This window comes from Murinocardiopsis flavida, assembly GCF_003014485.1.
Lineage (GTDB): Bacteria > Actinomycetota > Actinomycetes > Streptosporangiales > Streptosporangiaceae > Murinocardiopsis > Murinocardiopsis flavida.
In genome coordinates this window covers 49,068-73,632 of record NZ_PYGA01000031.1, presented here as the reverse complement: position 1 = coordinate 73,632, position 24,565 = coordinate 49,068, and the positions used below count along the sequence as shown (strand labels likewise).

Annotated in this window: 19 protein-coding genes and 1 CRISPR repeat array; of the genes, 8 read left to right on the top strand and 11 right to left on the bottom strand. The window is 69.2% G+C overall.

Translation table 11 applies throughout. The features are described 5' to 3' along the window. The coding region (locus tag CLV63_RS29755; protein ID WP_146165703.1) for an IS3 family transposase at positions 1–376 on the top strand (376 nt) is incomplete at its 5' end. Between the two features lie 319 nt (positions 377–695). On the opposite strand, the gene CLV63_RS29750 is transcribed toward CLV63_RS29755, so the two are convergent. Further along, positions 696–1,406 (bottom strand): HAD family hydrolase, encoded by a 711-nt coding sequence (locus CLV63_RS29750; RefSeq protein WP_017567556.1) that lies wholly within the window; start codon positions 1,404–1,406, stop codon positions 696–698. A gap of 92 nt (positions 1,407–1,498) precedes the next feature. Here CLV63_RS29750 and CLV63_RS29745 point away from each other — a divergent pair, with 92 nt between their 5' ends. Next, positions 1,499–2,695 (top strand): helix-turn-helix domain-containing protein, encoded by a 1,197-nt coding sequence (locus tag CLV63_RS29745; RefSeq protein WP_083934852.1) that lies wholly within the window; start codon positions 1,499–1,501, stop codon positions 2,693–2,695. A gap of 422 nt (positions 2,696–3,117) precedes the next feature. On the opposite strand, the gene CLV63_RS29740 is transcribed toward CLV63_RS29745, so the two are convergent. The 4 genes from CLV63_RS29740 to CLV63_RS29725 all read right to left on the bottom strand — a co-directional run bounded on the left by CLV63_RS29740 (position 3,118) and on the right by CLV63_RS29725 (position 9,578). Then, entirely contained in the window at positions 3,118–4,563 is a 1,446-nt protein-coding gene (locus CLV63_RS29740) for an NADP-dependent isocitrate dehydrogenase (protein ID WP_017567559.1), read from the bottom strand. 96 nt (positions 4,564–4,659) lie between these two features. After that, the gene (locus CLV63_RS29735; RefSeq protein ID WP_146165702.1) at positions 4,660–5,184 is read right to left on the bottom strand and encodes a hypothetical protein; all 525 of its coding nucleotides are present in this window, start codon (positions 5,182–5,184) and stop codon (positions 4,660–4,662) included. A gap of 49 nt (positions 5,185–5,233) precedes the next feature. Then, a complete protein-coding gene (locus CLV63_RS29730; protein WP_017567561.1) occupies positions 5,234–7,855 on the bottom strand; it encodes a DUF2309 domain-containing protein in 2,622 nt (873 codons plus the stop codon). Positions 7,856–8,003: 148 nt separating this feature from the next. Further along, positions 8,004–9,578, bottom strand: a complete 1,575-nt coding sequence (locus CLV63_RS29725; RefSeq protein ID WP_106586559.1) for a proton-conducting transporter transmembrane domain-containing protein — start codon at positions 9,576–9,578, stop codon at positions 8,004–8,006. A 449-nt stretch (positions 9,579–10,027) separates the two neighbouring features. Here CLV63_RS29725 and CLV63_RS29720 point away from each other — a divergent pair, with 449 nt between their 5' ends. From CLV63_RS29720 to CLV63_RS29710, 3 genes are all read left to right on the top strand, one after another. Next, complete coding sequence (locus CLV63_RS29720; RefSeq protein WP_245929184.1) at positions 10,028–10,336, top strand: winged helix-turn-helix domain-containing protein; 309 nt, start codon at positions 10,028–10,030, stop codon at positions 10,334–10,336. After that, positions 10,333–11,205 carry a DUF6671 family protein gene (locus tag CLV63_RS29715; RefSeq protein ID WP_017568685.1) on the top strand — a complete coding sequence of 291 codons (873 nt, stop codon included), beginning with the start codon at positions 10,333–10,335 and terminating at the stop codon, positions 11,203–11,205. Before CLV63_RS29720 ends, CLV63_RS29715 begins: the two co-directional genes overlap by 4 nt. Before the next feature lie 105 nt (positions 11,206–11,310). After that, positions 11,311–12,330 carry a TerC family protein gene (locus CLV63_RS29710; RefSeq protein WP_017568684.1) on the top strand — a complete coding sequence of 340 codons (1,020 nt, stop codon included), beginning with the start codon at positions 11,311–11,313 and terminating at the stop codon, positions 12,328–12,330. A 63-nt stretch (positions 12,331–12,393) separates the two neighbouring features. Here the strand turns inward: CLV63_RS29710 and CLV63_RS29705 are convergent, their stop codons facing one another. Next, positions 12,394–13,278: a universal stress protein gene (locus CLV63_RS29705; protein WP_017568683.1), complete on the bottom strand. Its 885-nt coding sequence runs from the start codon at positions 13,276–13,278 to the stop codon at positions 12,394–12,396. Between the two features lie 161 nt (positions 13,279–13,439). Here CLV63_RS29705 and CLV63_RS29700 point away from each other — a divergent pair, with 161 nt between their 5' ends. From CLV63_RS29700 to CLV63_RS29695, 3 genes are read left to right on the top strand one after another with little or no spacing between them, the layout of a single operon-like run. After that, positions 13,440–13,739 (top strand): winged helix-turn-helix domain-containing protein, encoded by a 300-nt coding sequence (locus CLV63_RS29700; protein ID WP_106586558.1) that lies wholly within the window; start codon positions 13,440–13,442, stop codon positions 13,737–13,739. Next, positions 13,736–13,882, top strand: coding sequence for a hypothetical protein (locus CLV63_RS33855; RefSeq protein WP_017568420.1), 147 nt, complete (start codon positions 13,736–13,738; stop codon positions 13,880–13,882). The genes CLV63_RS29700 and CLV63_RS33855 overlap by 4 nt, the downstream gene beginning before the upstream one ends. Beyond that, the gene (locus CLV63_RS29695; protein WP_017568419.1) at positions 13,879–15,267 is read left to right on the top strand and encodes a UDP-N-acetylmuramoyl-tripeptide--D-alanyl-D-alanine ligase; all 1,389 of its coding nucleotides are present in this window, start codon (positions 13,879–13,881) and stop codon (positions 15,265–15,267) included. The genes CLV63_RS33855 and CLV63_RS29695 overlap by 4 nt, the downstream gene beginning before the upstream one ends. Here CLV63_RS29695 and CLV63_RS29690 read toward each other — a convergent pair. From CLV63_RS29690 to CLV63_RS29665, 5 genes are all read right to left on the bottom strand, one after another. Continuing rightward, the gene (locus CLV63_RS29690) at positions 15,254–16,279 is read right to left on the bottom strand and encodes an L-threonylcarbamoyladenylate synthase (protein ID WP_106586557.1); all 1,026 of its coding nucleotides are present in this window, start codon (positions 16,277–16,279) and stop codon (positions 15,254–15,256) included. The two genes, CLV63_RS29695 and CLV63_RS29690, sit on opposite strands and share 14 nt — an antisense overlap. Before the next feature lie 221 nt (positions 16,280–16,500). Then, a CRISPR array of direct repeats spans positions 16,501–17,616; the repeat unit is 37 nt; unit sequence GTTGCGATCCTCGGTCGCCCCGGAGGGCGACCGCCAC. A 421-nt stretch (positions 17,617–18,037) separates the two neighbouring features. Then, the gene (locus tag CLV63_RS29685; RefSeq protein ID WP_083934888.1) at positions 18,038–18,811 is read right to left on the bottom strand and encodes a DUF2637 domain-containing protein; all 774 of its coding nucleotides are present in this window, start codon (positions 18,809–18,811) and stop codon (positions 18,038–18,040) included. 690 nt (positions 18,812–19,501) lie between these two features. Continuing rightward, positions 19,502–22,369, bottom strand: a complete 2,868-nt coding sequence (locus CLV63_RS29675; RefSeq protein ID WP_170134374.1) for a toll/interleukin-1 receptor domain-containing protein — start codon at positions 22,367–22,369, stop codon at positions 19,502–19,504. 16 nt (positions 22,370–22,385) lie between these two features. Then, entirely contained in the window at positions 22,386–23,273 is an 888-nt protein-coding gene (locus CLV63_RS29670) for a DUF4231 domain-containing protein (protein ID WP_170134373.1), read from the bottom strand. Positions 23,274–24,047: 774 nt separating this feature from the next. Continuing rightward, positions 24,048–24,497, bottom strand: coding sequence for an IS3 family transposase (locus CLV63_RS29665; RefSeq protein ID WP_170134372.1), 450 nt, complete (start codon positions 24,495–24,497; stop codon positions 24,048–24,050). Positions 24,498–24,565 lie beyond the last annotated feature (68 nt).

Below are 24,565 nucleotides of genomic sequence, written 5' to 3'. Positions count from 1 at the left end.
CCGCCCGCGGAGTTCGAGGCCGATCACTACCAGCGGGAGTTCGGGTCAGCAGAGGATAGAGCGTTGGTTCCGAGCCTCTAAAGAACCCGGCACGGAACAATTTCAGTACCAGCACGTGTCCTGGCAGCGTTTGTTGGCGGGGGCCGAGTGTGTCCAGTCGATGTCGCGCAAGGGCAACTGTCTGGACAACGCGGTGATCGAGAGCTTTTTCGGCCATGTGAAGGAGGAGTTCTTCACCCATGATGAGTTCGAGAGTGTGGAGGCGTTCATCACGGGGTTGGACGAGTACATCGCCTGGTTCAACAACGAACGCGTCCATACCTACCTTGAGGGCCTGAGCCCGGTGCAGTACCGAGCCCAGGCCTTAGCGGCTTAACCTTCAGTTAGCCGGTCCAACTATCGGGGACCAGTTCATTGGTGGGACCCTTCCGTTCTTCCTTATCGAAATACAGCCGCACCGGGTCGCCCATCTTCGTCACGCGATGAACGAACGACGCTACGACTGTGGCCGGTCGATGGTTCTGGCCCCGAGCAAGGGTGAGCGCAGAGCTAGGAAAACGTCCGACATGGATCGACACCGGCCCCGCAGCAGATGAGCTGGGTGTTCGCGTGCTCCCGGCGGACGGGCCCGGTCGGTAGCATGCGGGGGGCCAGGACCCCGCACACCCGGCAAGACTGAGATGGCGAAGGAATGGTCACTTCTCGACGAGTTCGGAGAGCAGCTCCACGATGTCCGTATCGGCGAGGGACGCGAGCACCCGGTCAGCACCCGCCCGGCGGAGTTCCTCGACCGAACTCGCCCCGGAGGCCACTCCGAGGACACGAGCTCCGGACGTCAGCGCGGCCTCCACGTCCTTAGGGGTGTCGCCGATCAGGACGATCTGCGAGATGCTGATCGGTTTCCCCAGCTTCTCCGCAGTGCGTCGGTGTGCGACTTCGACCAGGGCTGGGCGGTTGTCGTCATCGTCGCCGTAGGCCCCCAGATCGAAGTCCAGCCATCGGTCCAGGCCGAAGGCAGCGAGCTTGATCTCCGCCGCCGCCCGTGTGTTCCCCGTGAGCACGCTCTGGACGATGTGCTGTCGTCGGCTCAAGGTCTGGAGTGCCTCGGTGACTCCGGGCAGGGCTCGGCCCTGCGTCCGCAGCCGGTCCTGGCGTCGCCGGTATCCGTCGGCCTGTTCCCGCAGGAACCGCTCGAACACCTCCGGTCCCGGATCAGTGATCCCGTTCAGGTGGAGGGTCTTACGCAGCAGGACCGGTTCGGTGTGCCCGGCGGCTTTGGCCATCCCCGCGGACAGGGGACGCCCGGTGGCGGCTTCGAAGGCTTCGGCGAACACTTCGCCACCCACGCCTCGGGTCTCGATCAGGGTGTGGTCCACGTCCCAGAGGACGAGCAGGGTGTCGGGCATCGTGCCTCCGATGGGGAAAAGGCGGCCGGTGGTCGAAAGCGCCGTTCTACGATGGGCTTCTGGCCCGCGCCCCTCACGTTGAAAGGCCGGACATGTCGCTGGGGAAGTCGTTCGCGCAGAGACTACGGTGGCATCGTCGGCGTCAGGGCAAGTCCCAGGCGGTCATTGCGGGGCTGGCCGGGTTGAATCCGGAGTATCTGGGGCAGATCGAGCGCGGGCAGCGCACCCCTACCCTCGACACCGTCGAGGCCATCTCCCGTGCCCTCGAAGTACCCGTCGGAGAACTGTTCGGTGAGGTGAAGGACATCCCGGCCGAGCCTACCGATGGGCATATCGCGACGCAGTTGCACAGCGCACTCCACTCGGGCACCACCGCCGGTGACGCGACCGATCTTCACCTTCCCGAACTGCGCGAGCGCGTCGACCGGGCATGGGAGATCTGGCAGGGAACGCCCGACCGCTACAGCAGGCTCTTCCCGTTGATCGTCCCGTTGACCAGGGACGTGGTCCGGTACTGCGCTGCCGAACCATCCCCCGCGGACAGGGCCCTGGCTGCGGACACCTACGGGCTTCTGCGCACGGTGGCACGCCGGATCAACCTCACGGACCTGGCTCTGCTGGCGGCCGAACGCGGACTCCGGGCGGCCGAGCGATCCGAGGATCCCGTGCGAGTGGCGACCGCGCGGTGGAACCTCGCGCACGCGCTCCTGGGTCTCGGTGAACACGCTTCGGCCCTGGAGGTCGCCCGCGAGGCGGCCTCCCGCATCGGGCCCGCCTCCGGCCGCGAGGTCGCCGCGATCACCGGGGCGCTGTGGCTGACCGCCGCGGTCGCCCGCGCCCGATCAGGTGACGCCTTCGGTGCCCTGCGGTGGATCGAGGAACACGCCGCTCCTCTGGCGGACCGTACCGGCGAGACCAACGTGGGGCGCACCTGCTTCGGCCCGGTCAACGTGGGCATGCACATGATGAACATCGAGCTGGAACAAGGTCAGGCCGCCTCGGCGCTGGCGATGGCCGACCGCGTCGACGCCTCCGCCCTGGCCTCGCGCGAACGGCACACCACCTGGGCCCTGGACCTGGCGCGCGGCCACGTCCTCCAGCACGACCCGGGCGCGGCGATGCTGTACCTGCTCCAGGCCGAGATCACCGGCGCCGAGGACCTGCGCTTCAACCCCGACGCCCACACGATCCTCAACCGCGTGGTACACCGCGCCCGACCCGCGCTGCGCACCCAGGCCATCTCGCTGACCAGGCGCCTGAACCTGGAAGGGACCATCCTGTCCAGTTGAGCTGTTCCCTAGACCCCACCACTGTCAGCACGCTGTACTCACCTCCGCATCTGCGGGGAGCACTACTGCCATGGCTCTGTGGACGCCGCCCCCGCAGACTCACCCCCGACGACCAGCCCCGCGCGTGCGGAGACGAGCGCCTGAACAGGAAGCGCAGGGCCAACTTGGGGAGACCGCCCCCGTGAATCTCCCCGGCCTTCCAATGGTTGGTGGTCCGGGTCCCCGCCCTCACGGGCCGCAGACTACCGCCATGCATCTCCGTGTCGATCCGGCCGCGGCAGCTCACACCGAGTCACGAGGATCCTCGAACAGTCCGCTGTACCGCCCACCGGCAGGTGGTACGGCACGGGAACACGCTCGGCCGGGGCCCGCGCACCGCGACCTCCCGCCGCCGGCCGGGCGACCGTCCCGGCCCGCGGCGGCTACTGGCCCTGGCCACGGGTGAAGGCGGGCTCGCCGTCGAACGCGTAGAGACCTTCGGTCTTGATGGGTTCGATGCCGTGCTCCACCATCCGGGACTGGAGGGCGACGATCTCGGCGGCGGTGGTGGAACCGTCCGGGTCGAGGAAGCGGCATCGCCAGTGATCGGTGAGCAGGGTCTCGGCCGCGCCGCCCGGCCACACCTTCTGACCCCGGTTGGAGATCATGTCAAGCCGCAACGGTCCGGCGAGCGGGACGAGCCTGTCGGCGAGCTCGGCCGGGGTGGTCCCGTTCTCGTGGACGAACACGTCGACGCCGAGCCGGGTCTTGGCGGCAGGGGGCCGGTCCTTCAGCTGCACCGTGATCGGCCCGCGCTGCGTGTAGTGAGCCGCCGGAAGCCGTTCGGGGCCCTGGCCGAGACGCTCGATGACCGCGGTCGCGAACGCCCGGGTGCCGACCTCGGCGGTGCTGGTGTCGGGGTGGTGGACGTCATAGGTGTGGACGCCGTCCTCGATGGTCCGCAGCCATGCGTTGTGCACCCTGCTCGCGACGTCGGTCTGTCCGATGTGGACGAGCATCTGCACCGCGGCCAGCAGCAGCCCCGAGGGATTCGCGACGTCCTGGCCGGCCCGCCGGGGGGCGGATCCGTGGATGGCCTCGAACATGGCGATCCGCTCACCGATGTTGGCGCTTCCGGCGAGGCCGACCGATCCGGCGATCTGGGCGGCGACATCGGAGAGGATGTCGCCGTAGAGGTTGGGCAGGACGACGACGTCGAACGCCTCGGGGGTGTCGGCGAGCTTGGCCGCACCGATGTCGACGATCCAATGCTCGGCTCGGATCTCGGGATAGTCGGTGGCGACCTCGTCGAACACCTTGTGGAACAGGCCGTCGGTCATCTTCATGATGTTGTCCTTGGTGAACGCGGTCACCTTGGTCCGCCCATGGGTGGTGGCGTACTCGAAGGCGTAACGGATCACCCGCTCGCACCCCTGCCGGGAGATGAGCTTGAGGCACTGGACGACCTCGTCGGTCTGGCGGTGTTCGATGCCCGCGTAGAGATCCTCCTCGTTCTCCCGGATGATGACGACGTCCATACCGGGATGCCTGGTGGCGACGAACGGTGCGTAGGCGACGCACGGCCGGACGTTGGCAAAGAGGCCGAACGTTTTGCGCACGGTGACGTTGAGGCTCTTGAATCCACCGCCCTGCGGGGTCGTGATGGGGGCCTTGAGGAACACGCCCGTGCGGCGGATGGATTCGAGCGCCTCGGGAGTGACGCCGGCGGGGTTACCGGCCCGGTAGACCGACTCTCCGATGGTGATCGTGTCGATATCGAGGGCCGCTCCGGCTGCGTCGAGCACGGATAGCGCGGCCTCCATGATCTCCGGACCGATTCCGTCACCGTGGGCAACGGTGATCGGTACGGGTGTCGGGTACGACGTCATGATCTCTCCTCGACTCGTGATCGACGGCCGGGACGGGTTCCCCGGTCGGTCGGCTGGTCTGATGCGATGGGTGACGTGGTGGCAGGAGAGAAGCGCTCACTCTTCCGTGGGCTTCAGCGGCCCGACGATGCCGTGTTCTCGGTCATGGACGTACCAGTGTTCGGTGATCAGGTGCGGCTGCCGGGCCCGCAGCGCCGTCATGCTCGTCTCCACGGCGTCACCCTCGGCGAAGACGGGCACGAACACCTCCGGAGAGCCCGGTTCGGGCACTGGGCCCGCCACCAGGGAGTCAAGAATCCGGTTCTGCCACTCGAACGGATCCGGTGTTTCCCGCAGGGCGGGTCCGTCCATCCAGCACAGGGTCCAGATGCCCGCCAGTGAGAACGACCTCTCGATCCACACCGCCTTCACGGTGTGTGATTGTGAGGGGGCGGCGTCGGTGTCTTCCGCATACGACACGGGCAGTCCGGCTTCGAGTTCGGGGCGGATCCACACCCCGAGCAGCCGGTTCGCTCCCGATTCATCTCCGAACTGCCGTCGATAGTTGACCAGGTAGTCGCTCACGTTCTCGACCGCGGACCTGACGTCGTCCACGCTTCGGACCAACAGGAGCGTATTCATCGGATACTTCCCTTCTCTGGAGTGAAGTGGCGCTGCACGTGCCCGGTCGTCATGTGCGCAGCGGTGCGGGAGGACGGCCGTCCTCCGGAGCGGCTGCGGCCGGGCACCAAGGCCGCCAACCTGTAGGGGTGTAGCGGAGCCAGGGTTGATCGGGGTGCTCACGTGCGGCGAGACCGACCCAGTCGTGATCGAACATGTGCCGCAGCACGGTGTGGCGCCCGATGAGGGTGTCCAACCGGTGCAAGGGTGCCTGCACGATGGTGAGCAGGCGTTGCGGTTCGTGCCGGGCGCGGTGGCCGTCGGTGAGGGACTGCCAGGGCAGGCCGGACCGGAGGTCGCCGGTGGGACCGGTCATGACGCCGAGGCCGCCGCCGACGGCGTTGTGGAGGGCCTTGCTGCCGGCGCCGAAGGCCTGGGGGTCGGTGGCGGCGAAGTAGTACTGGCTGTTGATCCAGTGCGCGACGACGAGCGGTGCCGTGAGGATGGTCTCCAGGACGGTGCCGGCCGGGTCGAGGTCGGGGTCGTAGTCGTGGAGGAACAGACGGCCGTGCAGGTCGATGCCGCGGGTGAGGGCGCGGGGCGCGATGAGGAAGGCCGCGTTGCCGGCCAGACCCCATTCGGGGAAGGCCTGGGCCCAGTCGCGGGCGCGCGTGCGGGTGTGGCGCGCCGCGCGCCGTGGGCTGGGGTGGGAGGGTGCGCCCGGTAGGGTGGCGCAGCGCTCGGCGGCCAGGTGTGCGCCGGCCGTGCGGAGGTCGGCGGTGAGCCGGTCGACGTCCTGGCCGTGGGTGTCGGGCAGGAGGTGGGTGTCCAACAGGCGCACGGTGTCGGTGGTGGTGTCGTGTTCGGCCGGAACGAACCGGGTGTCGTCGGGAATGCCGATGCCGCGTTCGGAGAGGTGTCGGCGGACCTGCGGATCGTTGAGCAGTGCGGCGGCGGTGCGGGCGTTGGGGCCGCCGGGGTGCCCCCCGCATGCACCGCAGTCCAGCGCGGCCTGGTAGGGGTTGTTGTCGGTGTGGGCGCGGTGCCCGCAGAGCACGACCAGGCGTGCGAACCCCCGGGTCAAGCCCATCAGCGTGAGGATGCCCTCGGCGGTCGCGGTGCGTTCCTCGGGGGTGAGGGCGTCCTCCAGGGAGATCTCGGTCGCAGGGTCGGCGGTGATGCGGCGCGTCCACCACGCGCGGGCGGCGCCGACGGCACCGGGGGCGAAGGTCCTGGCCGCGGCCAACGGGCCCAGGAGCCAACCGGCCGATTCGGCGAGCACGAACGGTGCCACCAGGTCGTCCTTGGCGGCGTGGAGGGAGTGGTCGGCCGCGGCGAGTACCCGGCGACCGGTCAGCGACCGTTCGGCCGCGCGCTGTCGGCCCTCGCTGGGGCGTTCCGTGACGGTGTGCCGGGGCGTGATCGGGCCCGGGCACTGGGCGCGAGCGGCCCCTCCGGCGAGGTCGCGGTAGCGCATGGCGACGGCGAAGAATCCGGCGAATCCCAGGGTCTGGTAGTCGCCGAGCGCTTCCAGGTGGCGACGCAGTCCCTCGGAACGGGGATCGATGCAGCACACCACCTGTGCCCGCGGCGGGGCGTCGGTCCACTCGGGCGCCGAGCGGCTCAGGGTGCGCAGCAGTCGGCTCCGGTAGTGGTCCTCGTAGGCGTCCAGCCAGACGAGGGTCCGTTGTTCCACCGGGAGTCGGTCGAGCAACCGCGCCAACTCGGTCCGCTGTGCCGCGTCGGTGCCGGTGATCTCCAGGGCCTCCAGTAGGTGGCGGGCCCGATCTTCGGGTCCGGTGGTGGCCTGCCGGGTGTCGAGCAGGTCGGCGGAGGCCGAGTTCCACGCCGTACCGTGGGTGTGGGTCCCGGTGAGCGCGGCGGCTTCGGTGGTCAACCGCAGGGCGAGGTAGGCGACCAGGTCGATACCGCTGTCCTGTCGTTCACCCCGCCACCGGATGTGGGCGGCGAAGCCGGGAAGGCACGCCAGATGGGCCTGGAGATAGCGGGTGCGCTGGTCCTCCGGGACACCCAGGGCGGCCAGAGCCTCCGCGACGGCCTGCTCGTCCCGTTCGGGCAGGTCCCCAAGACGTGTGCGCAGACGCCGCGGCAGGGTCACGTCGTGTGCGGCCAGAGCCCGCCACGCGTGGTAAAAGCCTCGGTCGCGGCCGGGCATCCGCCAGGTGGACTGGCCCTCGTCCAAGTAGGCCGAACACCACTGGATCGTGTGGGTGTCGAGGAGGGCGGCCATGTCCGGGGCCAGCACTTCGGTCGCTGTGCGTGCCCGGCGGATCGGCGGGGGGTTCGTGATGCCCTGGTGCAGATCGGCCGACAGGAGGTCGACCGGCTCGTAGGTCCGGCCGCCGAGGGTGAGCGGTGGGCACCGCAGCGCCTCGGGGTGGCGGCGGATCAGCGCGGCACGCACGTCGTCGTCGGTGATCCGCCCGTGCCGCCACGCCGCCCGCAGCCAGGCCTCTTCCGGGGTGACCCGCGCTCCGAACAGGTCCGCGGCGGCGATGGCCGCGTCCGCGAACGGCCGGTCCACCAGGCCGGACAGCGGGTTGACAGCGATGAAGTCGGCGAGCGGCCAGGTCGGCGCCAAGAACGCTGCGGCGTCGGCGACCACGGCACGCACCTCGGCCGCCGAGGTGGCGGTGTCGGGAGCGGCCTTGGTGATGGGTCCGGTGGTCATGGGTTGCGACTCCTCCTGCTGTGATGACGGTGGCGGAACGCGCGACCGGGTGAATCCCCGGGGACCGCGCTTCCGGGAGGCTCCAGCGGCTCCCCTCAGAGCGCCGGAAGCCGTCCGGGCGTGCCGTCGAGGGCTCGGGGCCGTCCGATCACGCCCCGACTTCCTCCGGTAGGGGCACCGGCCGCGGGTGCGGTGCGGGCACCGGCCGTGGCGGGAGACCCGGGGCGGTGGTGTGCGTACGCTGCTGCCCGGCGGACAACGCCAATACGTAGAGACGGTCGCGCCAGCGGCCGAGACCGCGTGCGGGCGCCCGGTGGACCAAAAGCGCTCCGACCACCGACACCGCCACCACGATCGCCGGCAACCAGGCCGAAACTGCGGCAGGGACGGCGGCGGGCACGCTCGGGGCCAGAAACTCCGTGACCGCCCCCACCACGGCCAGGTAGCCGATCACCGCGCCCGGCAGCACGACCACCACGGTGGCCAGCGCCCCCACGGTCGGGTGGCGCCGCAGCCATCCCCACGCCAGCCGCGCTGCGGTGGCCGCGGCGAAGACCAGCAGCGCCGCGCCTGCGGCGTGCGGAGGCAGCCACCAGACCGCCACGGCCACGGCCACGACGGCGACGACCACGGCGAGGACGGCCACCTGTGCCGAACGCGCGGGGGTCAGCCGGGGGACGGGAGGAGCCAGGACGCGCTGGGTGTGGCGCTGCACCGCCGACCCCGAGCCCAGGAACAAGGCGGCCTTGAACAGCCCGTGCGCCACCAGGTGCACCACCGCCGCCGCGTAGAGGCCGAGCGCGCAGGTCATGAGCATGAAACCCATCTGCCCGATCGTGGAGTGCACCAGCGCGCCCTTGACGTCGGGACGGGCCAGCATGACCGCCGTGGCGGCCACGGCACTGACGGCGCCAACGGCGAACGCCAGGTGTGTCGCCACCGGTGCCGCACCGAAGATCGGCGACAGCTTCACCAGCAGCACCCCGCCCGCGTTGACCACACCGGCGTGCAGCAGCGCCGAGACCGGGGTCGGAGCCGCCAGGGTCGCCGACAGCCACCGGTGCCAGGGCAACTGCGCGCACCGTGCGGCCGCGGCGATCACCAGCAAGCAGGCCACCGCCGTGCCGACCGCGCCGCCGACGGCCGCGTCGCTCTGGTCGCGCAGGTCGAGATCGCCCCAGACGGCGACCGCGAGAACCACCCCGGACCACAGCGCGACGTCTCCGATGATGACCACACGTGCGGTGCGGCGGGAGGCCTCGACGGCCGAAGGGGCCGGCCGGTACATCCCCACGAGTCGCCACAGGGCGACACCGGTCAGCGACCACGCCACCGCCAGGGTGACCAGCGTGACCGCGGCCACCATCGCCGCGGTCGCGGCGGTCAGCGCCCCGGCCGTGATGGCGAACCCGGCCGCGGCCGGGTCGCCGCGCAGGTAGCGCAGGGCGAACACCTGGACCACAGCGCTGACCGCGCACACCAGCAACAGCACGATCGCCCCGAGGTGGTCGGCTGCCAACCCGGTCCAGACACGTCCGTCCGGAGCGGCCAGCACCATCGCCACCGGCCCGCCGAGGGCCACCGAAACGGCCAGGACCCCGGCCAGTGCGGTCGCCGACAGTGCGGCGCCCGCGCCCAGCACGGGAGCCAGGGGACGCAGGTTCCGGATCGATCCGGCCGCCGCAGCGACGGCGGGAAGGGCTACCAGGGCCAGCAGCAGCATCCCCGTCACGCGGCCGCACCTTCCGTCTCAGCGCCCTTCGCGGCGCGACCCGAGGCCGGGGCCGCGGTGACGTCGGTGGCGAGGGCTTCCGGGGGATGTGCGGGCAAAGCGCACCCGTGGAAACCGCTGCTCCGCACCCGTTCGGGCTCACCGCTGGTCACGCGGCGCAGTGGCCGTCCTCGTTCCGGCCCGAGGGCGCCCGGCAAGCCGGTGCCGATCGCCGTGTCCGGTGACGGGGGCCACCGGTGCACCCGACCCCGCGAAGCCTCGTCGGCCGTCGGCTCACCCCGGGTCGGCACACACGTCATCCCGACGCCGCCCATGACACCCATGACACCCACCTCCCAAGCACGACACTGATGACGCGTGTTACGATACACGACATGGATCGTACGACACCAATAGCGCGTATTGAAAATCGTGATACGGGTTACCTGGGACGGGGTGCCATGGCGGATATGCAGGAGTGGACCTTCCTCACCAACCACGCCCACGTACTGCTGTGCGTGGTGCGGGATCCCCAGGCCCGGCTGCGGGACATCGCCGAGCAGGTGGGCATCACCGAACGGGCCGCACAGCGCATCATGGCGGACCTCGTCGAAGCCGGATACCTGGAACGAGAGCGCGAAGGGCGCCGCAACCGCTACCGGCTCCACGCCGAGTTGTCACTACGGCATCCGATGGACCGCGACACCGCCATAGGAGAACTGATGGCCATGCTCATCAGTCCCCGCAACGGCCCTGACCAGGCCCTGTGACCACCACCGCCCACCCCTACTCGGACGCACGCGTCGCACTGGCCACCCGACACGCCAAAGAGCGGGCCCTGGGCCCGGCCCTGGCCCGCATCCCGGGTCTGCGCCTGGTCCTCGCCGACGACGTCGACACCGACGAGCTGGGGACTTTCACCGGTGAGGTCCCGCGCGCGGCATCGCCGTCCGTGACCGCCGTGCGCAAGGCGCGCCTCGCCCTGCGGTCGACCGGCCTCGGTCTCGCCGTGGCCAGCGAAGGTTCCTTCGGTCCCCATCCCATGGCTCCGATGCTCAGTGCCGGCGACGAGATCCTCGCCTTCCTCGACACCGCCCGAAACCTGTGCATCGTGGAGCGCCGCCTGGGCCCCACCAACTTCGCCCACACCACCGCCCGTCACATCGATGAGACCACCGAGGCGTTTTTGGACCGGACCGGTTTCGGCGACCACGCGATGATCGTGCGCCCCCATGCCCCGATCGACCCGCAGGACCCCGGCCCCATCCGCAAGGGCATCCGGACCCGCGTCGAACTGGCCGCCGCGATCGACGAGTGCGCGGTGCGCTCCGCGGACGGCCTGGCCCGTCTGGAGACCGACATGCGCGCCCACCTCAATCCCACGCGCATGCGCGAGATCGGCCTGCTCGCCGACCGGCTCACCCACCGCCTCGCCACGTTGTGCCCCGCCTGCGGAACCCCCGGATACGGCCAGGTGGACCGAGAGCCCGGGCTTCCGTGCGACAGTTGCTCCGAACCCACGTCCCTGACCCTCGCCGTCATCCACGGATGCCCGCGGTGTCCTCACCGCAGCCGCCACCCCCGAGACGACGGGCGGGTCAGCACCGACCCCACGTTCTGCGACGGGTGCAATCCATGATCGAAACCCGCGGTCCGGCGTCGCCGACTCGACCGTCGACAGGACCCGCCGGCGGACACCGGATTCCCGGTACGGTGCCCCACCGGCCGTCGCGAGAGGACTGACATGCTCGACATCGGCATCACCACGTGGATCGTCACGATCGCCGTGATCGTGACCCTGCTCGCCGCCGACCTGACCATCGCCTGGCTGAAACCGCACCACGTCGGGTTCAGGGAGGCGACCGCGTGGTCGGTCTTCTACATCGCGGTGGCCCTGATCTTCGGTGTGTGGTTCACCCTGCGCTACGGCGGCGAGTTCGGCACCGAGTACTTCGTCGGCTACCTGGTGGAGAAGAGCCTGTCCGTCGACAACCTCTTCGTCTTCGTCATCATCATCACCACCTTCGCGGTGCCGACCGAGCATCAGCACAAGGTGTTGACCTTCGGCATCGTGCTCGCCCTGGCCATGCGGGCGGTGTTCATCGCACTCGGAGCCGCACTGCTGGCGCTGTTCTCCTTCATGTTCCTCGTGTTCGGCCTGTTGTTGATCTACACGGCGATCCAGTTGTACCGACACCGCGACGAGGACCCCGAGATCGAGGACAACGCCGTGGTGCGTCTGGCCCGGCGGGTCCTGCCGGTCACCGACGGGTTCGTCGGCGGCAAGCTCTTCACCAGGGTCGACGGCCGCCGCATGGTCACGCCGATGCTCATCGTGCTGATCGCGATCGGCACCGCCGACCTGCTGTTCGCCGTGGACTCGATCCCCGCGGTCTTCGGGATCACCCAGGAGCCCTACATCGTGTTCACCGCGAACGCGTTCGCCCTGCTCGGGCTTCGCGCACTGTTCTTCCTGGTGAAGGGCTTGCTCGACCGGCTGGTGTACCTCTCGACCGGGCTGGCGCTGATCCTGATGTTCATCGGCGCGAAGTTGCTCCTGCACTGGGCCCACGTAGACCTGGACGAACGGGTCCCGGAGATCCCGACGCTGGCGAGCCTGGCGGTGATCGTCGTGATCCTGGTCGTGGTCACCGTGGCGAGCCTGGCCAAGACCCGCCGCGACCCGACGGCCAAAGCCCACGCGGGCTCACTTCGCGCGCACGACGCCGAGGCCGGGCCCGACGACACCACCGAAGAGCCGTGAGCCGGGCCGAGCGCCGCAGAACGTCGATGCACGGCCACAGTCCGCCGCCCGCCGGCGGCGTGGTCACGAGGCCGAGTCGGCTCGGACGACCGCCACCGGACGGGTGGCGCGGCGGAGCACTCCTTGACCATCCGACCTCAGCAGCAGGTTGTGGAGCGGACCGCGCCCTCGGCAACCCACCACGAGGAGCTCCGCTCCGCGCGACGCAGCGATCATCACGTCGGCGGGGCGGCCGACCGCTGCGCGCGCGACGACGGGCACGACCAGCCCCGTCACGGCCAGAGCCCGCTCGACGGCCTCCTGGGCCAGATCCTCAGCGCACCGGTGTTCCCGCTCAGCGGCCTTCCTGTAGGCGTACGGGTTGTCGATCGCTCCCGGCAACGTGACGTGGTAGGCGCGGACGGCCACCACCCCGGCCGACCGGTGAACGGCTTCGGCAAGGGCGAACCGCAACGCGGCGTCGCCGTGTGCCGACCCGTCCACTCCCACCACGATCGAGCCGTGGTCCGGCGACACCCAACCGGCAGGCACCACCACCACGGGGCAGCAGGCGCGGGCCGCCAATCTGCCACCGACCGAGCCGAAAGCACGCCCGCCCAGCACGCCGAACCGGTGCGTGCCAACCACCACGAGCTCGGCATCGTGGGACGCGAGCGCTAAAGCGTCCAATGCCGGACGCAACGCCACCGACGTCTCGACCTGCACCCTGGGTGCCTGGAAGGCGAGCCGATGACGAGCCTCCACCAGTGCGCACTCCGCACGCTCCCGAAGGGCGGCCGTAGGTTGCACGGCATCCGATTCACCGAAGGAGCGAACGGTGAGCGGCACCTGCAAGGCGTACATCAGGCGCAGATTCGAGCGACGGAAGCGGGCCTCCGCGGCAGCCCAACCGAGAGCGGCCACAGAGCCGGGCGAACCGTCGACACCGACGACGATGGTGGCGGTCATGGCGATCCGATCCTTCGTTGAGGTCGTCGCCTACACGCACACCCGATGACCTCCCTCGCCATCGGCGACGTGTGAGGCACACAACACGAATTGTACGACATGAAATACGCGTGTCAGAAAGCGCGATACTCACTACGGGGAGGTGGGGTAAGGTACTGAGCATGCAGGAGTGGACGTTTCTCACCAATCACGCCCACGTACTGCTGTGCGTGGTACGGGATCCCCAGGCCCGGCTGCGGGACATCGCCGAGCAGGTGGGCATCACCGAACGGGCCGCACAGCGCATCGTGGCGGACCTCGTCGAAGCCGGATACCTGGAACGGGAGCGCGAAGGGCGCCGCAACCGCTACCGGCTCCACGCCGAGTTGCCGCTGCGGCATCCGATGGACCGCGACACCGCCATCGGGGAACTCGTGGCCGTGCTCATCGGCACCCGCATCGACCCTGACCAGGTCGCGTGATCGCCACCGCCCAGCCCTGCTCGGACACACACGCCGCACTGGCCACCCGACACGCCGAACAGCGGGCCCCGGTCCCGGCCCTCGCCGACGACGTCGACACCGACGAGCCGAGAGCCTTCGCGCGCAGGAGCCCGACCACGTGATACCTCTGACCGCAACCGCCATCGCCGCGGCCACCGGAGGCCACCTGACCGCTGGCACCGACCCCCTGCTGCCGGTCACGGCACCCGCGAGCATCGACTCACGCCGGGTCCACCCCGGGGGCCTGTTCGCCGCGGTCCCCGGTCGGCACACCGATGGGCACGACCATGCCCCGGCCGCCATCGCCGCAGGCGCGGCGCTGGTACTCGCCTCACGGCCGGTGGCCGCCCCGGCCGTCCAGGTCGCCGATGTCACCGTCGCGCTCGGCGCGCTGGCCCGCCACGTGGCAGGCCAGCTGTCGGCGACCGTCATCGGCATCACCGGATCGAACGGAAAGACCAGCACCAAGGATCTCGCCGCCCAGGTGCTGGCGCACCACGGTCCCGTCACCGCCACCGACGGTTCGTACAACAACGAACTCGGATTCCCCCTCACGGTCCTGCGCGCCACCCCCGACACGCGCTACCTCGTCCTGGAGATGGGCGCCCGGGGCCGCGGGCACCTCGGCTACCTGTGCGACCTGGTCACGCCCCATGTAGGCGTGGTGCTCAACGTCGGCACCGCCCACATCGGCCAGTACCCCGACGGGCAGGCCGGGATCGCCGCGGCCAAGAGCGAACTGGTCGCCGGACTCCCCGATGCCGACCACGGCGGCCTCGCCGTCCTCAACGCCGACGATCCGCTCGTCTCAGCCATGGCGGACCGAACCCGTGCCCGTCCCCTGTGGTGGAGCCACCATCCCGGCCCGACACGCGTGCACGCCCGCGACGTGCGCCTCACCCCGGACGGTCGCGCGGAATTCACCCTGCGCACCCCCGAGGGCGCCGCGCCCGTCACACTCTCGCTCACCGGCCGACACCACATCGGCAACGCGCTCGCCGTCGCGGCGACCGCTCATGGCCTGGGCCTGGACACCGCGATGATCGCCCAAGCTCTGACCGACGCGCGACCCAGATCCGCCGGACGCATGCAGACCATCGTCCGCGATGACGGCGTCACCCTCATCCACGACGCGTACAACGCGAACCCGGACTCAATGGCGGCCGCACTCACCGCGCTGGCCTCGGTGACCGCGCGTCGCCGCATCGCGGTCCTGGGAGAGATGGCCGAACTCGGAGAGCACGCCGCTCACGCCCATCGCCACCTGGGCGTGCTCGCCGCACAGGCCGCTCTCGACCTCCTGGTCGTGGTCGGCGATGACCACGCAGCCCTGATCGCCGACGCCGCCCGCGCCGCACGCGACGACCTCGACATCGTCTCCGTCCGTGACGCACGGCAGGCCCACGACGCCCTCCACCGCGGCCTTCACCCCGGCGATCTCGTTTTGATCAAGGCCTCCCGGGCCGCCCGCCTCGAAGACCTCGTCGCCGCCCTCAACGACCGTTGAATCGGTCGGAGTCGCGACTCGCCTGATCACGGGGCCCGGCCGCCCGGCCGAGCCGATCCGCGATCGCCGATCCGATCCCCTCCGGGGAGGGAAGCGATGCCACGATGACCTCACATTCGTGCCGGTCGAAGTCGTGGAGGAACTCATAGAGCCGCTGCGCGTACTGTGCGGCCGAGTCCGGTACCGCGATGACGTGTCGCGCGGAACACGAAGCGGCGTCACCCGCGAACTCGGGGGGAAGAAGGACACCGACCCGGCGCCCTCGCCCCACCAGGAGTTCGGCGTTGTCGAGCACCCGGTCCGGCTCGACCAGGAGAACCCGGGCCCGCGGCGCGTAGTGCGACGGGAACTGGCCCGGAACCCGAACAGCGCTCTTGGCCCGCACCGACACGGCACGGCCCAGTACGTGTTCGAGATCCTCTCGGCTCACACCGCCGGGGCGCAGGATCGCCGGCTCACCCGTGAGATCGACGATGGTGGACTCGACGCCGACCGAGCACGGGCCACCGTCCAGCACATAGTCGACGTCCGCGCCCAACCCCTCACGGACATGACGGGCCGTCGTGGGGCTGACCTCGCCGAAGCGGTTGGCCGACGGAGCCGCCACCCCGCCGCCGAAAGCCGTCAGCGTCTCCAAGGCGACCGGATGGTTCGGCACCCGCAGCGCGACGGTGTCGAGGCCACCGGTGACCGCGCGGGGAACACGGTCCGCTCGCCGAAGCACCAGCGTCAGCGGACCCGGCCAGAAGCGTTCGGCGATGAGGTGCGCCGTGTCGGGCACGTCGGCCGCCCACTCGGCGAGCTGATGCGCGCCGCCCAGGTGCACGATCAGCGGATGCGTCGTGGGCCGCCCCTTCACCGCGAAGACACGCTCCACAGCGCCGACGTTCTCGGCATCGGCGCCGAGCCCGTACACGGTCTCGGTGGGGAACGCGACCAGACCACCCGCACCCAGGGTGCGAGCGGCGCACTCGATGCGGTCGAGCGCGAGTTCTGGTTGATCCGATATCACCGTTCACCCCTCGTAACAACAATCTGACGCACCGGCGTTCAGTGTGGTCAGGTGCCGCGCCGTATGCCGTCGGCCCTCCTGGGAGCAGCGATCCCAGCCTATCGTCGACGGGCGCTACGGCGTTCAGCCGGTCGACGCCGCCCCCACCGCTGGGACTAAGGTCTCCACCGCCATCCGCACCAGGTCCGCCTGGGCACCACAGTCATCTGGTAGGCGGTGGTGCCGAGATCCTCGGTCGCCCCGGAGGGTGACCGCCACACGTGCCCGCACTGGTGGCGCGCGTCCGGGAACTGGTTGCGATCCTCGGTCGCCCCGGAGGGCGACCGCCACGTGGTGCGCCGCGGCGGGCGCACGGCGTGGTCGGGGTTGCGATCCTCGGTCGCCCCGGAGGGCGACCGCCACGTCTCCACCATCACCCGGCGCCGCCACCCCACCTTGTTGCGATCCTCGGTCGCCCCGGAGGGCGACCGCCACGCGTCACGGCCGACGATCACGGCCATGTCGTCCAGGTTGCGATCCTCGGTCGCCCCGGAGGGCGACCGCCACGTTATCAGCACGGCACTCCAGGAGGACGAGATGACGTTGCGATCCTCGGTCGCCCCGGAGGGCGACCGCCACCCCTGGCGTACCTACGTCACCGTTTGACCAGCGAAGTTGCGATCCTCGGTCGCCCCGGAGGGCGACCGCCACTCCGTACCCTGTCCCTGAAGGACTACCCGAAGGACGTTGCGATCCTCGGTCGCCCCGGAGGGCGACCGCCACTCGGTGGCCGCCGCGACCCGCTCTCCGGTCGGGGTGTTGCGATCCTCGGTCGCCCCGGAGGGCGACCGCCACGCGGCACCCCCGAGGCCGTCACGAGTCGGTGGCCACGTTGCGATCCTCGGTCGCCCCGGAGGGCGACCGCCACCACGGCCCCGGACCTGGCGCGCATGCAGCCCCTGGTTGCGATCCTCGGTCGCCCCGGAGGGCGACCGCCACGGGACCCTCCGGGCTTTCTACCGTGTACACGGTAGTTGCGATCCTCGGTCGCCCCGGAGGGCGACCGCCACCCGCCGCACCCGCCCCGGTACCGCCGACCGAGGCGGTTGCGATCCTCGGTCGCCCCGGAGGGCGACCGCCACCCGGAACCCCGCGCGCCGCGCCACCAGGCAGGAGGGTTGCGATCCTCGGTCGCCCCGGAGGGCGACCGCCACCAGCGTAGATGCCCCGCCCAGCCGTAGAGGTCCTGGTTGCGATCCTCGGTCGCCCCGGAGGGCGACCGCCACGGCGGATGCGCGTCAACGACGCGGTCACCGTGGACGTTGCGATCCTCGGTCGCCCCGGAGGGCGACCGCCACAGGGTGACCGCCACGGCCCGCGAAGTGGGAAAACGACCTCTCCATATCAACAAACACAGAGCAGCAATCCGGACATTCGGGAGGGAGACCCCCATAGTCCGTTCGGTACCGCCCCGGGTTTCTCTGACCACTTCCGGTTCCCAACCAAGCGGACAAGCTTCAATCGAGTCTGTTGCACAGGACCGTTGCCGACCCCTGCCTGCCAAGCAAAGCACTAGCAGAGGACACAGACTTTTCAGATGCAAGGCTCGCAGCGACAACTGCACTCGAGAACCTTGGTGGTTGCATCCTCCCTCAGATCCAAGACAGAGGAAAGAACTGTAAAGACGCACCATGCGCGTAGCGTACGCACCTCGCCACAGAGAAAGCTCAAACCGCTCCGCAGACCCCGCGTCGGCCCGTCTTCGCTGGTACACCTGGCCTACCTTGACACGGTGGTGCTCACAGCTTCTCGATCGTCAACGCTGAGCTCGGATTCGCCTCTTCGGTCTCCGAGGCTCAGCAGAGCGTCATCGAACCGCCCCTGGCGTCCCCACTGGCTGACCAGCCTCCCCCACCTCGGCCTTCGACCGAAAGCGGACGCGATCTGCTCGCCCGTGGGCAACGAGCCGTGCTCGCCCTGATGTTCCAGAGCCCACTGCCAGGCACGCACCTGGAGTTCAGCGGGCATAGCGCGAGTCGATGAAGTTCCGTTCGCTGCGTCCGTGTGCTGCTCGCGGACGACGTACAGCCCCGGATCGTCCGCCTGTTCGCCCTCGGGGAGAGGAGCCGGATGTTCGTGTGTACGCTCTGCGTCAGCAGTGCGTACGCTCCTGGCCGCCGTGCGGAACTCGCGCATGAGCAGTTCGTACGCACCGATCAGCGCGAAGCTCGGCCATGCGTGGATGATCCGCGACCACATCGTGGGGTCGGCCACGGCAACGTTCGCCGCCAACGACGCGGCCGACCCGATGATCAGCAGGGTCCAGGGCAGGAGACCGCCCTTGCGGCCGTGGCGGGCATCGCTCAGCAGCGTCATGGACGCGCCGACGATCATGCCGTCCACCGACAGCGGGAACAGAGCGGCACGCCACTCCGGCTCGCCGTGGCGCAAGGCGAGTTCGTACATGTGCGAGTACGACACCACCGCCGCGATACCCGCGAGCATCAGCACGGCGGCGATGGTGATCCACCGCGACCAACGGGGCTCCGTCATCACCGCTCACCGCCCTGTCCGTTGACACGGACACCCCGCCCGTACTCGGGCAGTTCAACGGTCTGCTCGATGACCAGCCGCGCGTTCCCATCTGCCGTGTGCCCCGCAGGGGGCACCTTCCCGGGATCAGCAGAAGTCCCATCCCGACCAGCGGTGACGCATTCGCGGCCGCTGGTTTTTCATGCCATCCCACGCCGACGAAGACCACGTTCCACGACCTTCTGTGGACGGGCTGTGGACGCGGGTCGTCCAGGAACTCCATAGCCCATCTCTCCGCGCGTCTTGCCGAACATCCGCCGCCCGCAGGCGTGGCGGCGGACATAGGAGCGCCGCGTGAAAGCAACCTGCGTCAACGGATTCCCGACCCGCCGGTGCCGACGGCGACCGCGGTGCACGGCGCCCACCCGGCCGACAGGGTCTGGACTCACCTGGACGGCACCGCGCAATGTCGCTCGGCCGATCTCGCCGAAGCGGGATCAATGCAACTGTTCCTGCCCAGATGGGAAGACGTCGGAAGTGGTTAGCGGATGCCTGACCGGGGTACTAGCCATCCCAATCGTCCTCGTCCTCGTCCTCGGGATAGCAGTATTCACGGCTGGACTCGACGGCTCCTGGGCCATTCCATTGCAGGAGAAAGGTCTAGGTACTGTCACAGCCTCGGGCGGACTTGGGGCCCAAAAGTACCTTGGGTCAGCGCGCGGGGCAGCCGTGACCGCCGCCTCCGTCTGGCAGGTAGGTGGACTGCTCTGCCTTGGAGAGGTCGCGGCCCACAGCGCGGCAGATTTTACTGATGGCCTGCTTCGGCGTGGGCAGTGCGAGCCGCCACAGGGAGATGCTGCCCGCGTCGGTGCCCACGGCGAGTGTGCGGTCGTCGGGGCTGATGGCGAGGGAGGCCGGGGTCCCAGACGGCGGGTTCAGGGTCGCGCGGGTGCGGCCGGTGGCAATGTCCCACAGGCGCACCGTGCCGTCAGCGCTGCCGGTGATCAGAGTGCGGCCGTCCTCTGTGAACGCGGCGGCGGTAACCCGGCTCGTGTGCCCGGTGAGAGCGGCCTGCTTCCTGCCTTCGGAGACGTCCAGGAGGTGCACGGTGCCGTCGGTACTGGAGTTGTGAACATAGTGACCGCCGGTCCCTATGCTGGTGGCAAGGGTACCGCCATCATTGGAGAAGGCCACCGGATCACCGTGGCCCTTCGGAAGGGTCTTGCGCTTCGCTCCCGTCCCCGTGTCCCAGAGACCAATGCCGTCGTCTTCGCTGACTGCGATCGTCCCGCCGTCGGGGGCGAACAGGAGCGCATGGACCAATTCGGTCTTAGGGGCGAAGAGCGACCTGCCGGAGCCCGTGTCCCACATGCGCCACCGATCGGATGCGGAGTCCGTGGTGGCCAACATGCGCCCGTCCTGGCTGAGAGCGACTTCCCCGCTGCCCAGGATGTCGGCGGACAACTGCCCGAACGGCTTACCGGAGCCGACGTGCAGGATCCGCACCCTCGAACGGCCGCCCACCGCCAAGGGGCGACCGGCCTGGTCGAACGCCGCGATATAGGCCAGCTCGCCGGGGAACAGGGTCCGCTGGGGCTTCCCCGACTCGACATTCCACAGGCGACTCCCGAACGCGTCACTGACGGTGAGCAGTCTCCTGCCGTCGGCGCTGTACACCATTGCACCCACGTTCCCGGCGGAACTGCTGAGCGCGGTTCGGGGACGCATGCTGCCCAGGTCATAGACGCGCACGTTCCTTAAGGTGTTGACGATCAGCGTGTCGTCGTCCCCGGCGAAGGCCGCAACCGACCCCGCCGCCTGCTCCTGGTCCGCCAGGTTTCCCAGAACCCTGCCGGTCGCCGTGTCGTAGACCACCACCGTCCCGTCGTCGTTGGCGGCCGCGAGGGCGCCGCCGTCCGGGCTGAAGGACAGCGACCGGATCCGGGTGGTCATGCGGCCGGCGATGGTTCTGACGGGTTCGCCTTCAAGTGTGTTCCAGATCTGGACGGCACCGTCGGACCGACCCACGGCCAGGGTCTTGCTGTCAGGGCTGAACTGCATGGCGGTGGCCGGCGGTGCGCCTTTGCCGCTGAGACGCTCACGGTCGCGGCCCTTGGGCAGCGTCCATAGGCCGAGTTCGCCGTTCTCATGACTCATGGCCACGCTGCGGTGGTCGCGGCTGATGGCCGTTGCCGCGCTCAGCCGAGGAAATCCCGCGAAACGGGACCGTACGTCGCCCGTTGCAACGTCCCAAACGGTCACCTCGCCGTTGAAGCCCCCTCCGACGAGTGTGCCGCCGTCGTCGGAGAACTCCAGGCGCTCGACACCCTCCTTGGGCGCGCTCATACTGCGAATCAGGTTCCCGGTGGCTACGTCCCATAGGTTCACACCCGGGTCGGAGTCGTCGGTTTCGTACCCCGTTGCCAGGATGCGGTCCTCGCGGTCGAAGGCCATCGCCCGCGCAATAGAGTACGGCCCTGTCTTGGCCGTACTCAATGTGTGGCCGGTGTCGGTGAGCTGCAAACTGACCCCACCGTCGGTAGCGATGGCCGCGATACGGCCGTCACCACTGACGATCATCGGAAGCGGATTTGCCGCTCGGCCGGAATTCGCGTACAGATAGGTCGCTCCGGGCAGGCGGCGTTCGAGGGGCAGGGCCGCCGACCTGTACAGGCTCTCGACGGCCTCCGGTGTCCTGCTGGTCTGGTACGCGTTGACCGCCAACAGAGAGGCGAGGTCGGGTGAGGTGTTGGTCAGCGACGCCGACTGGGCCGCAAGCTGCCGCGAGAGGGAACCCTCCGCCTCGGCTACCGCGACCCCTCTCTGCCAAACGGCTACCGCTGTGGCGATCATCATCAGCACGGTCAGCACCGAGAGCACACCCACCGTCAAGGAGAGGGCCCTACGCCGCCCTCGCTCGTCCTCGCGATAGAGCCGGTCCTTGTCCTGGCCGAATAACGGGGCCGCCAGCGAGCTGATCGCGCTGGCGAACCTGCGATTGCGCAGTGTGAGATCCGAGGACTCCGCCACCCAATCCAGGTCCACCCACTTGGGTTCGTTCGCGAAGTAGCCGCTCATCGACCGGGGGAGGGCCGTGGTGTGCTCCCAGTCGAAGTCGTGTCCTGCCTCGTCCCAGCGGATATCGCCCCGCATCAGGGCGATGAGGAAGGAGTCCGGATCCCGGTTCGCACACCAATGGTCGACCTCGCGCTGGACGTTCTCCGACTCCGCCGCCTCCGGCGACGCCATCAGGATGAAGTAGCCCGAGCCGCGCAGCGCGTCCTCGATGCTCTGCCATACGTCCTCGCCGGCCCCAAGGCTGGTCTCGTCCAGGAAGACCCGCAGTCGCTGACGCCGTCGGAACCAGGGCAGTGTCAGCCGGTGCAGGCCGTGCTGCACCGCACGGCCGCGCCGCAGCGGCGCGTACTTCTCGTCCTCGTCGTCCAGGGCATGGCTGTAGGAGATGAAGGCGTCGTAGCGGTACGTGTGGGGGTTTTTCGCTATTGGTGTGGAGCCCGGATCGGTACCCGAGGGCACCTCGTCTTCCGATGTCTCCCCCGCCGGCTCGCCGTCAGCCATAAGCCCCCCCGACATCTCAGGACGCCCCATGTGAGGCCCGCCAAAGGGTGTGCTCCCGCGAGACGGCCTCCTCGGCATCGGACACGAACATCGCCCATTCCTCCTCCCTGGTCTGTTGCCCCATCCGGGCGCGGATCGCGGCCAGCTCGTGGCTGGCGACCGCATACGCGGTGGCGAGGCTCTGGTGCTGTTTGGCCTGCATCCACGCTGCCCCCGCTGCCGCCAGCGCAGCGGCGAACCCCAGCAGGTCCACGTCGACCATCCCGGCCGCGCGCAGAATCCCGGCGGTCAGCCCGGCGAGTTCCACAGCAGCCAGGCACACCGACCAGAGTGTCGAGCGCCGGGCGTTCCACCGCGACTTGACGGCGTACCAGGATCGCTGGTCATCGATGCGCTCGCGCAAGTACAACTCGCGGCGCTCCGCAAGGGGGAGTTCGCGGACCTGGCGCATCGCAGCGCTGACCTGATCGGGCGCGCCTTGGGCGGGGACCAGCCATATCGGCTCCACGTCGTGCTCGATCTCGGTGAACCGCTGAAGAAGCAGCTCTGTAGCGCGGTCGGAGTCCATGTCCTTGATGGCCAGCGGCGCTCCGCCGACCATGTAGCGCCACGTGAGCGTCTTCGCCGACTCGGCGACGGCCCGACCGGCATACCACATGCGGTCCGGGCGTTCCTTGAGCCGGTAGATCTCGCTGATCAAGGCCGCCGCAAAGGCGACGGCCGCCAGGCTGGCGACCAGGTTCGCACGTTCCCCTTGGAGGCTGAGCATCCCGAACCCGGCAGCGGCGACAAGGGAGCCGAGTTGGATCCGGGTCACCCACAGGTATCTTCGCTGTCCCTTGAGGGAATTGGAATCAGCGGCGCGCATCAGTGCCGGAAAGTCGTCGTATTGGATCTCCGCCAAGGATGCTCCCTTGCTCGACGTGGCATTCATGTAAGCACGCCGATCCGCCCCGTGTTCGGCGTTTCAGTGGGTTTCATGCCGGGGGCCGACTCTGGGACGAGGCGACGGGAGAGGGCCGAGACAGGCCGTGTGCTGGCCGTTTCGCTGGATGCACACGCTGTTTCGGCGGAGGCCCGTGGGCTGAGTGGCCGATCCTGGCCTAAATCCGCGCGCCAGCCATGCCCGTGACCCCTGAAGAACTGGACCGATCGGTGAGACGGTTCCCGTGACAAACCGGTGAGACGCGCGAGGCGGTGCAGATCACAGCATGCTTCTATGTCAAATAGAATGAGAAGCTACACGGATAGCCCACGACAGCGGCGATGGTGCACGGTAAAATGTTCGGTGGCCGCTTCGAAATTCCTTTCTTGGTCGCTAGGGATGTGAACGGCCCGAGGGTCGGCCGGGATTAGCCTGGTCGACCTTCCTTGTATGCGTCTGCCGCCGATGGCGAACAAGAACCCTTAGATCAGATTTGGTTACGTCAAGCATCTGAAGTGTCAGCGTTCGCGCTCCTACTGACCCATTTGGCAGGTAAATTTCAGCCTCGCTCTGAGTTGATGACCTTGCCAGTCACCATGGCTCGGGCCCTGAAGCATACGTATTGGCACATCGTGCTGGCTGACGAGACCCAAAGTTGAAATCCGAACTCCTCGTGAATGTCGATGGTGCTCACCTGCAAAAGCTCACGGTCCTGTTCGAGGAGCCCACCATGCACCTCCAACTCGATCCCGGCTACGAGCCTGAGCGATCGGGCAAGAAACCCGCCTCAACGCCAGATCCAAACCCCATCAAGCCGGTGCGCCGGTGTGTGCCGGTGAGTCCTTCGCGGCGCATCAGGCGGGTGATGCTGTTGCGCCCGGCGCGCAGGCCGTCGAGTGCGCGCAGGTCGGCCTGGATGCGGGGGGCGCCGTAGGTGCCTCGGGAACGCGCGTGGTGGGCGCGGATCCGGGCCGCCAGGTCGGTGTCGGCGCGCTCGCGGGGGCCGGGGCCGTCGTGTGCGCGGCGGGTGTGCTTGTAGTAGCCCTGCCGCGACACACCGAGCAGCAGGGCGAGGCGGGAGACGGGGTGGTGTGCCTTCTCTTCGTCGAGCAGCTCAGGAGCCGCCTGCCGCGGCGGCGCCCCTTGCAGAGCGCGGAACCGACCCCGCTCGGCGGATCCATCGATCTGTACGGCTACGGTCACGCGGCCGTGGCCCAAGGCCGAGACCGCGCTCGCCGAGGCGATCGATGATGGTCGTGCGTACCGCAGCG

Bases quoted from the DNA above. Each gene is read 5' to 3' on its own strand.
- CLV63_RS29685 (WP_083934888.1), bottom strand. From the start codon at position 18,811: ATGACGGAGCCCCGTTGGTCGCGGTGGATCACCATCGCCGCCGTGCTG.
- CLV63_RS29710 (WP_017568684.1), top strand. From the start codon at position 11,311: ATGCTCGACATCGGCATCACCACGTGGATCGTCACGATCGCCGTGATC.
- CLV63_RS29720 (WP_245929184.1), top strand. From the start codon at position 10,028: ATGGCGGATATGCAGGAGTGGACCTTCCTCACCAACCACGCCCACGTA.
- CLV63_RS29705 (WP_017568683.1), bottom strand. From the start codon at position 13,278: ATGACCGCCACCATCGTCGTCGGTGTCGACGGTTCGCCCGGCTCTGTG.
- CLV63_RS29730 (WP_017567561.1), bottom strand. From the start codon at position 7,855: ATGACCACCGGACCCATCACCAAGGCCGCTCCCGACACCGCCACCTCG.
- CLV63_RS29750 (WP_017567556.1), bottom strand. From the start codon at position 1,406: ATGCCCGACACCCTGCTCGTCCTCTGGGACGTGGACCACACCCTGATC.
- CLV63_RS29675 (WP_170134374.1), bottom strand. From the start codon at position 22,369: ATGGCTGACGGCGAGCCGGCGGGGGAGACATCGGAAGACGAGGTGCCC.
- CLV63_RS29725 (WP_106586559.1), bottom strand. From the start codon at position 9,578: ATGCTGCTGCTGGCCCTGGTAGCCCTTCCCGCCGTCGCTGCGGCGGCC.
- CLV63_RS29735 (WP_146165702.1), bottom strand. From the start codon at position 5,184: ATGAATACGCTCCTGTTGGTCCGAAGCGTGGACGACGTCAGGTCCGCG.
- CLV63_RS29740 (WP_017567559.1), bottom strand. From the start codon at position 4,563: ATGACGTCGTACCCGACACCCGTACCGATCACCGTTGCCCACGGTGAC.
- CLV63_RS29745 (WP_083934852.1), top strand. From the start codon at position 1,499: ATGTCGCTGGGGAAGTCGTTCGCGCAGAGACTACGGTGGCATCGTCGG.
- CLV63_RS29700 (WP_106586558.1), top strand. From the start codon at position 13,440: ATGCAGGAGTGGACGTTTCTCACCAATCACGCCCACGTACTGCTGTGC.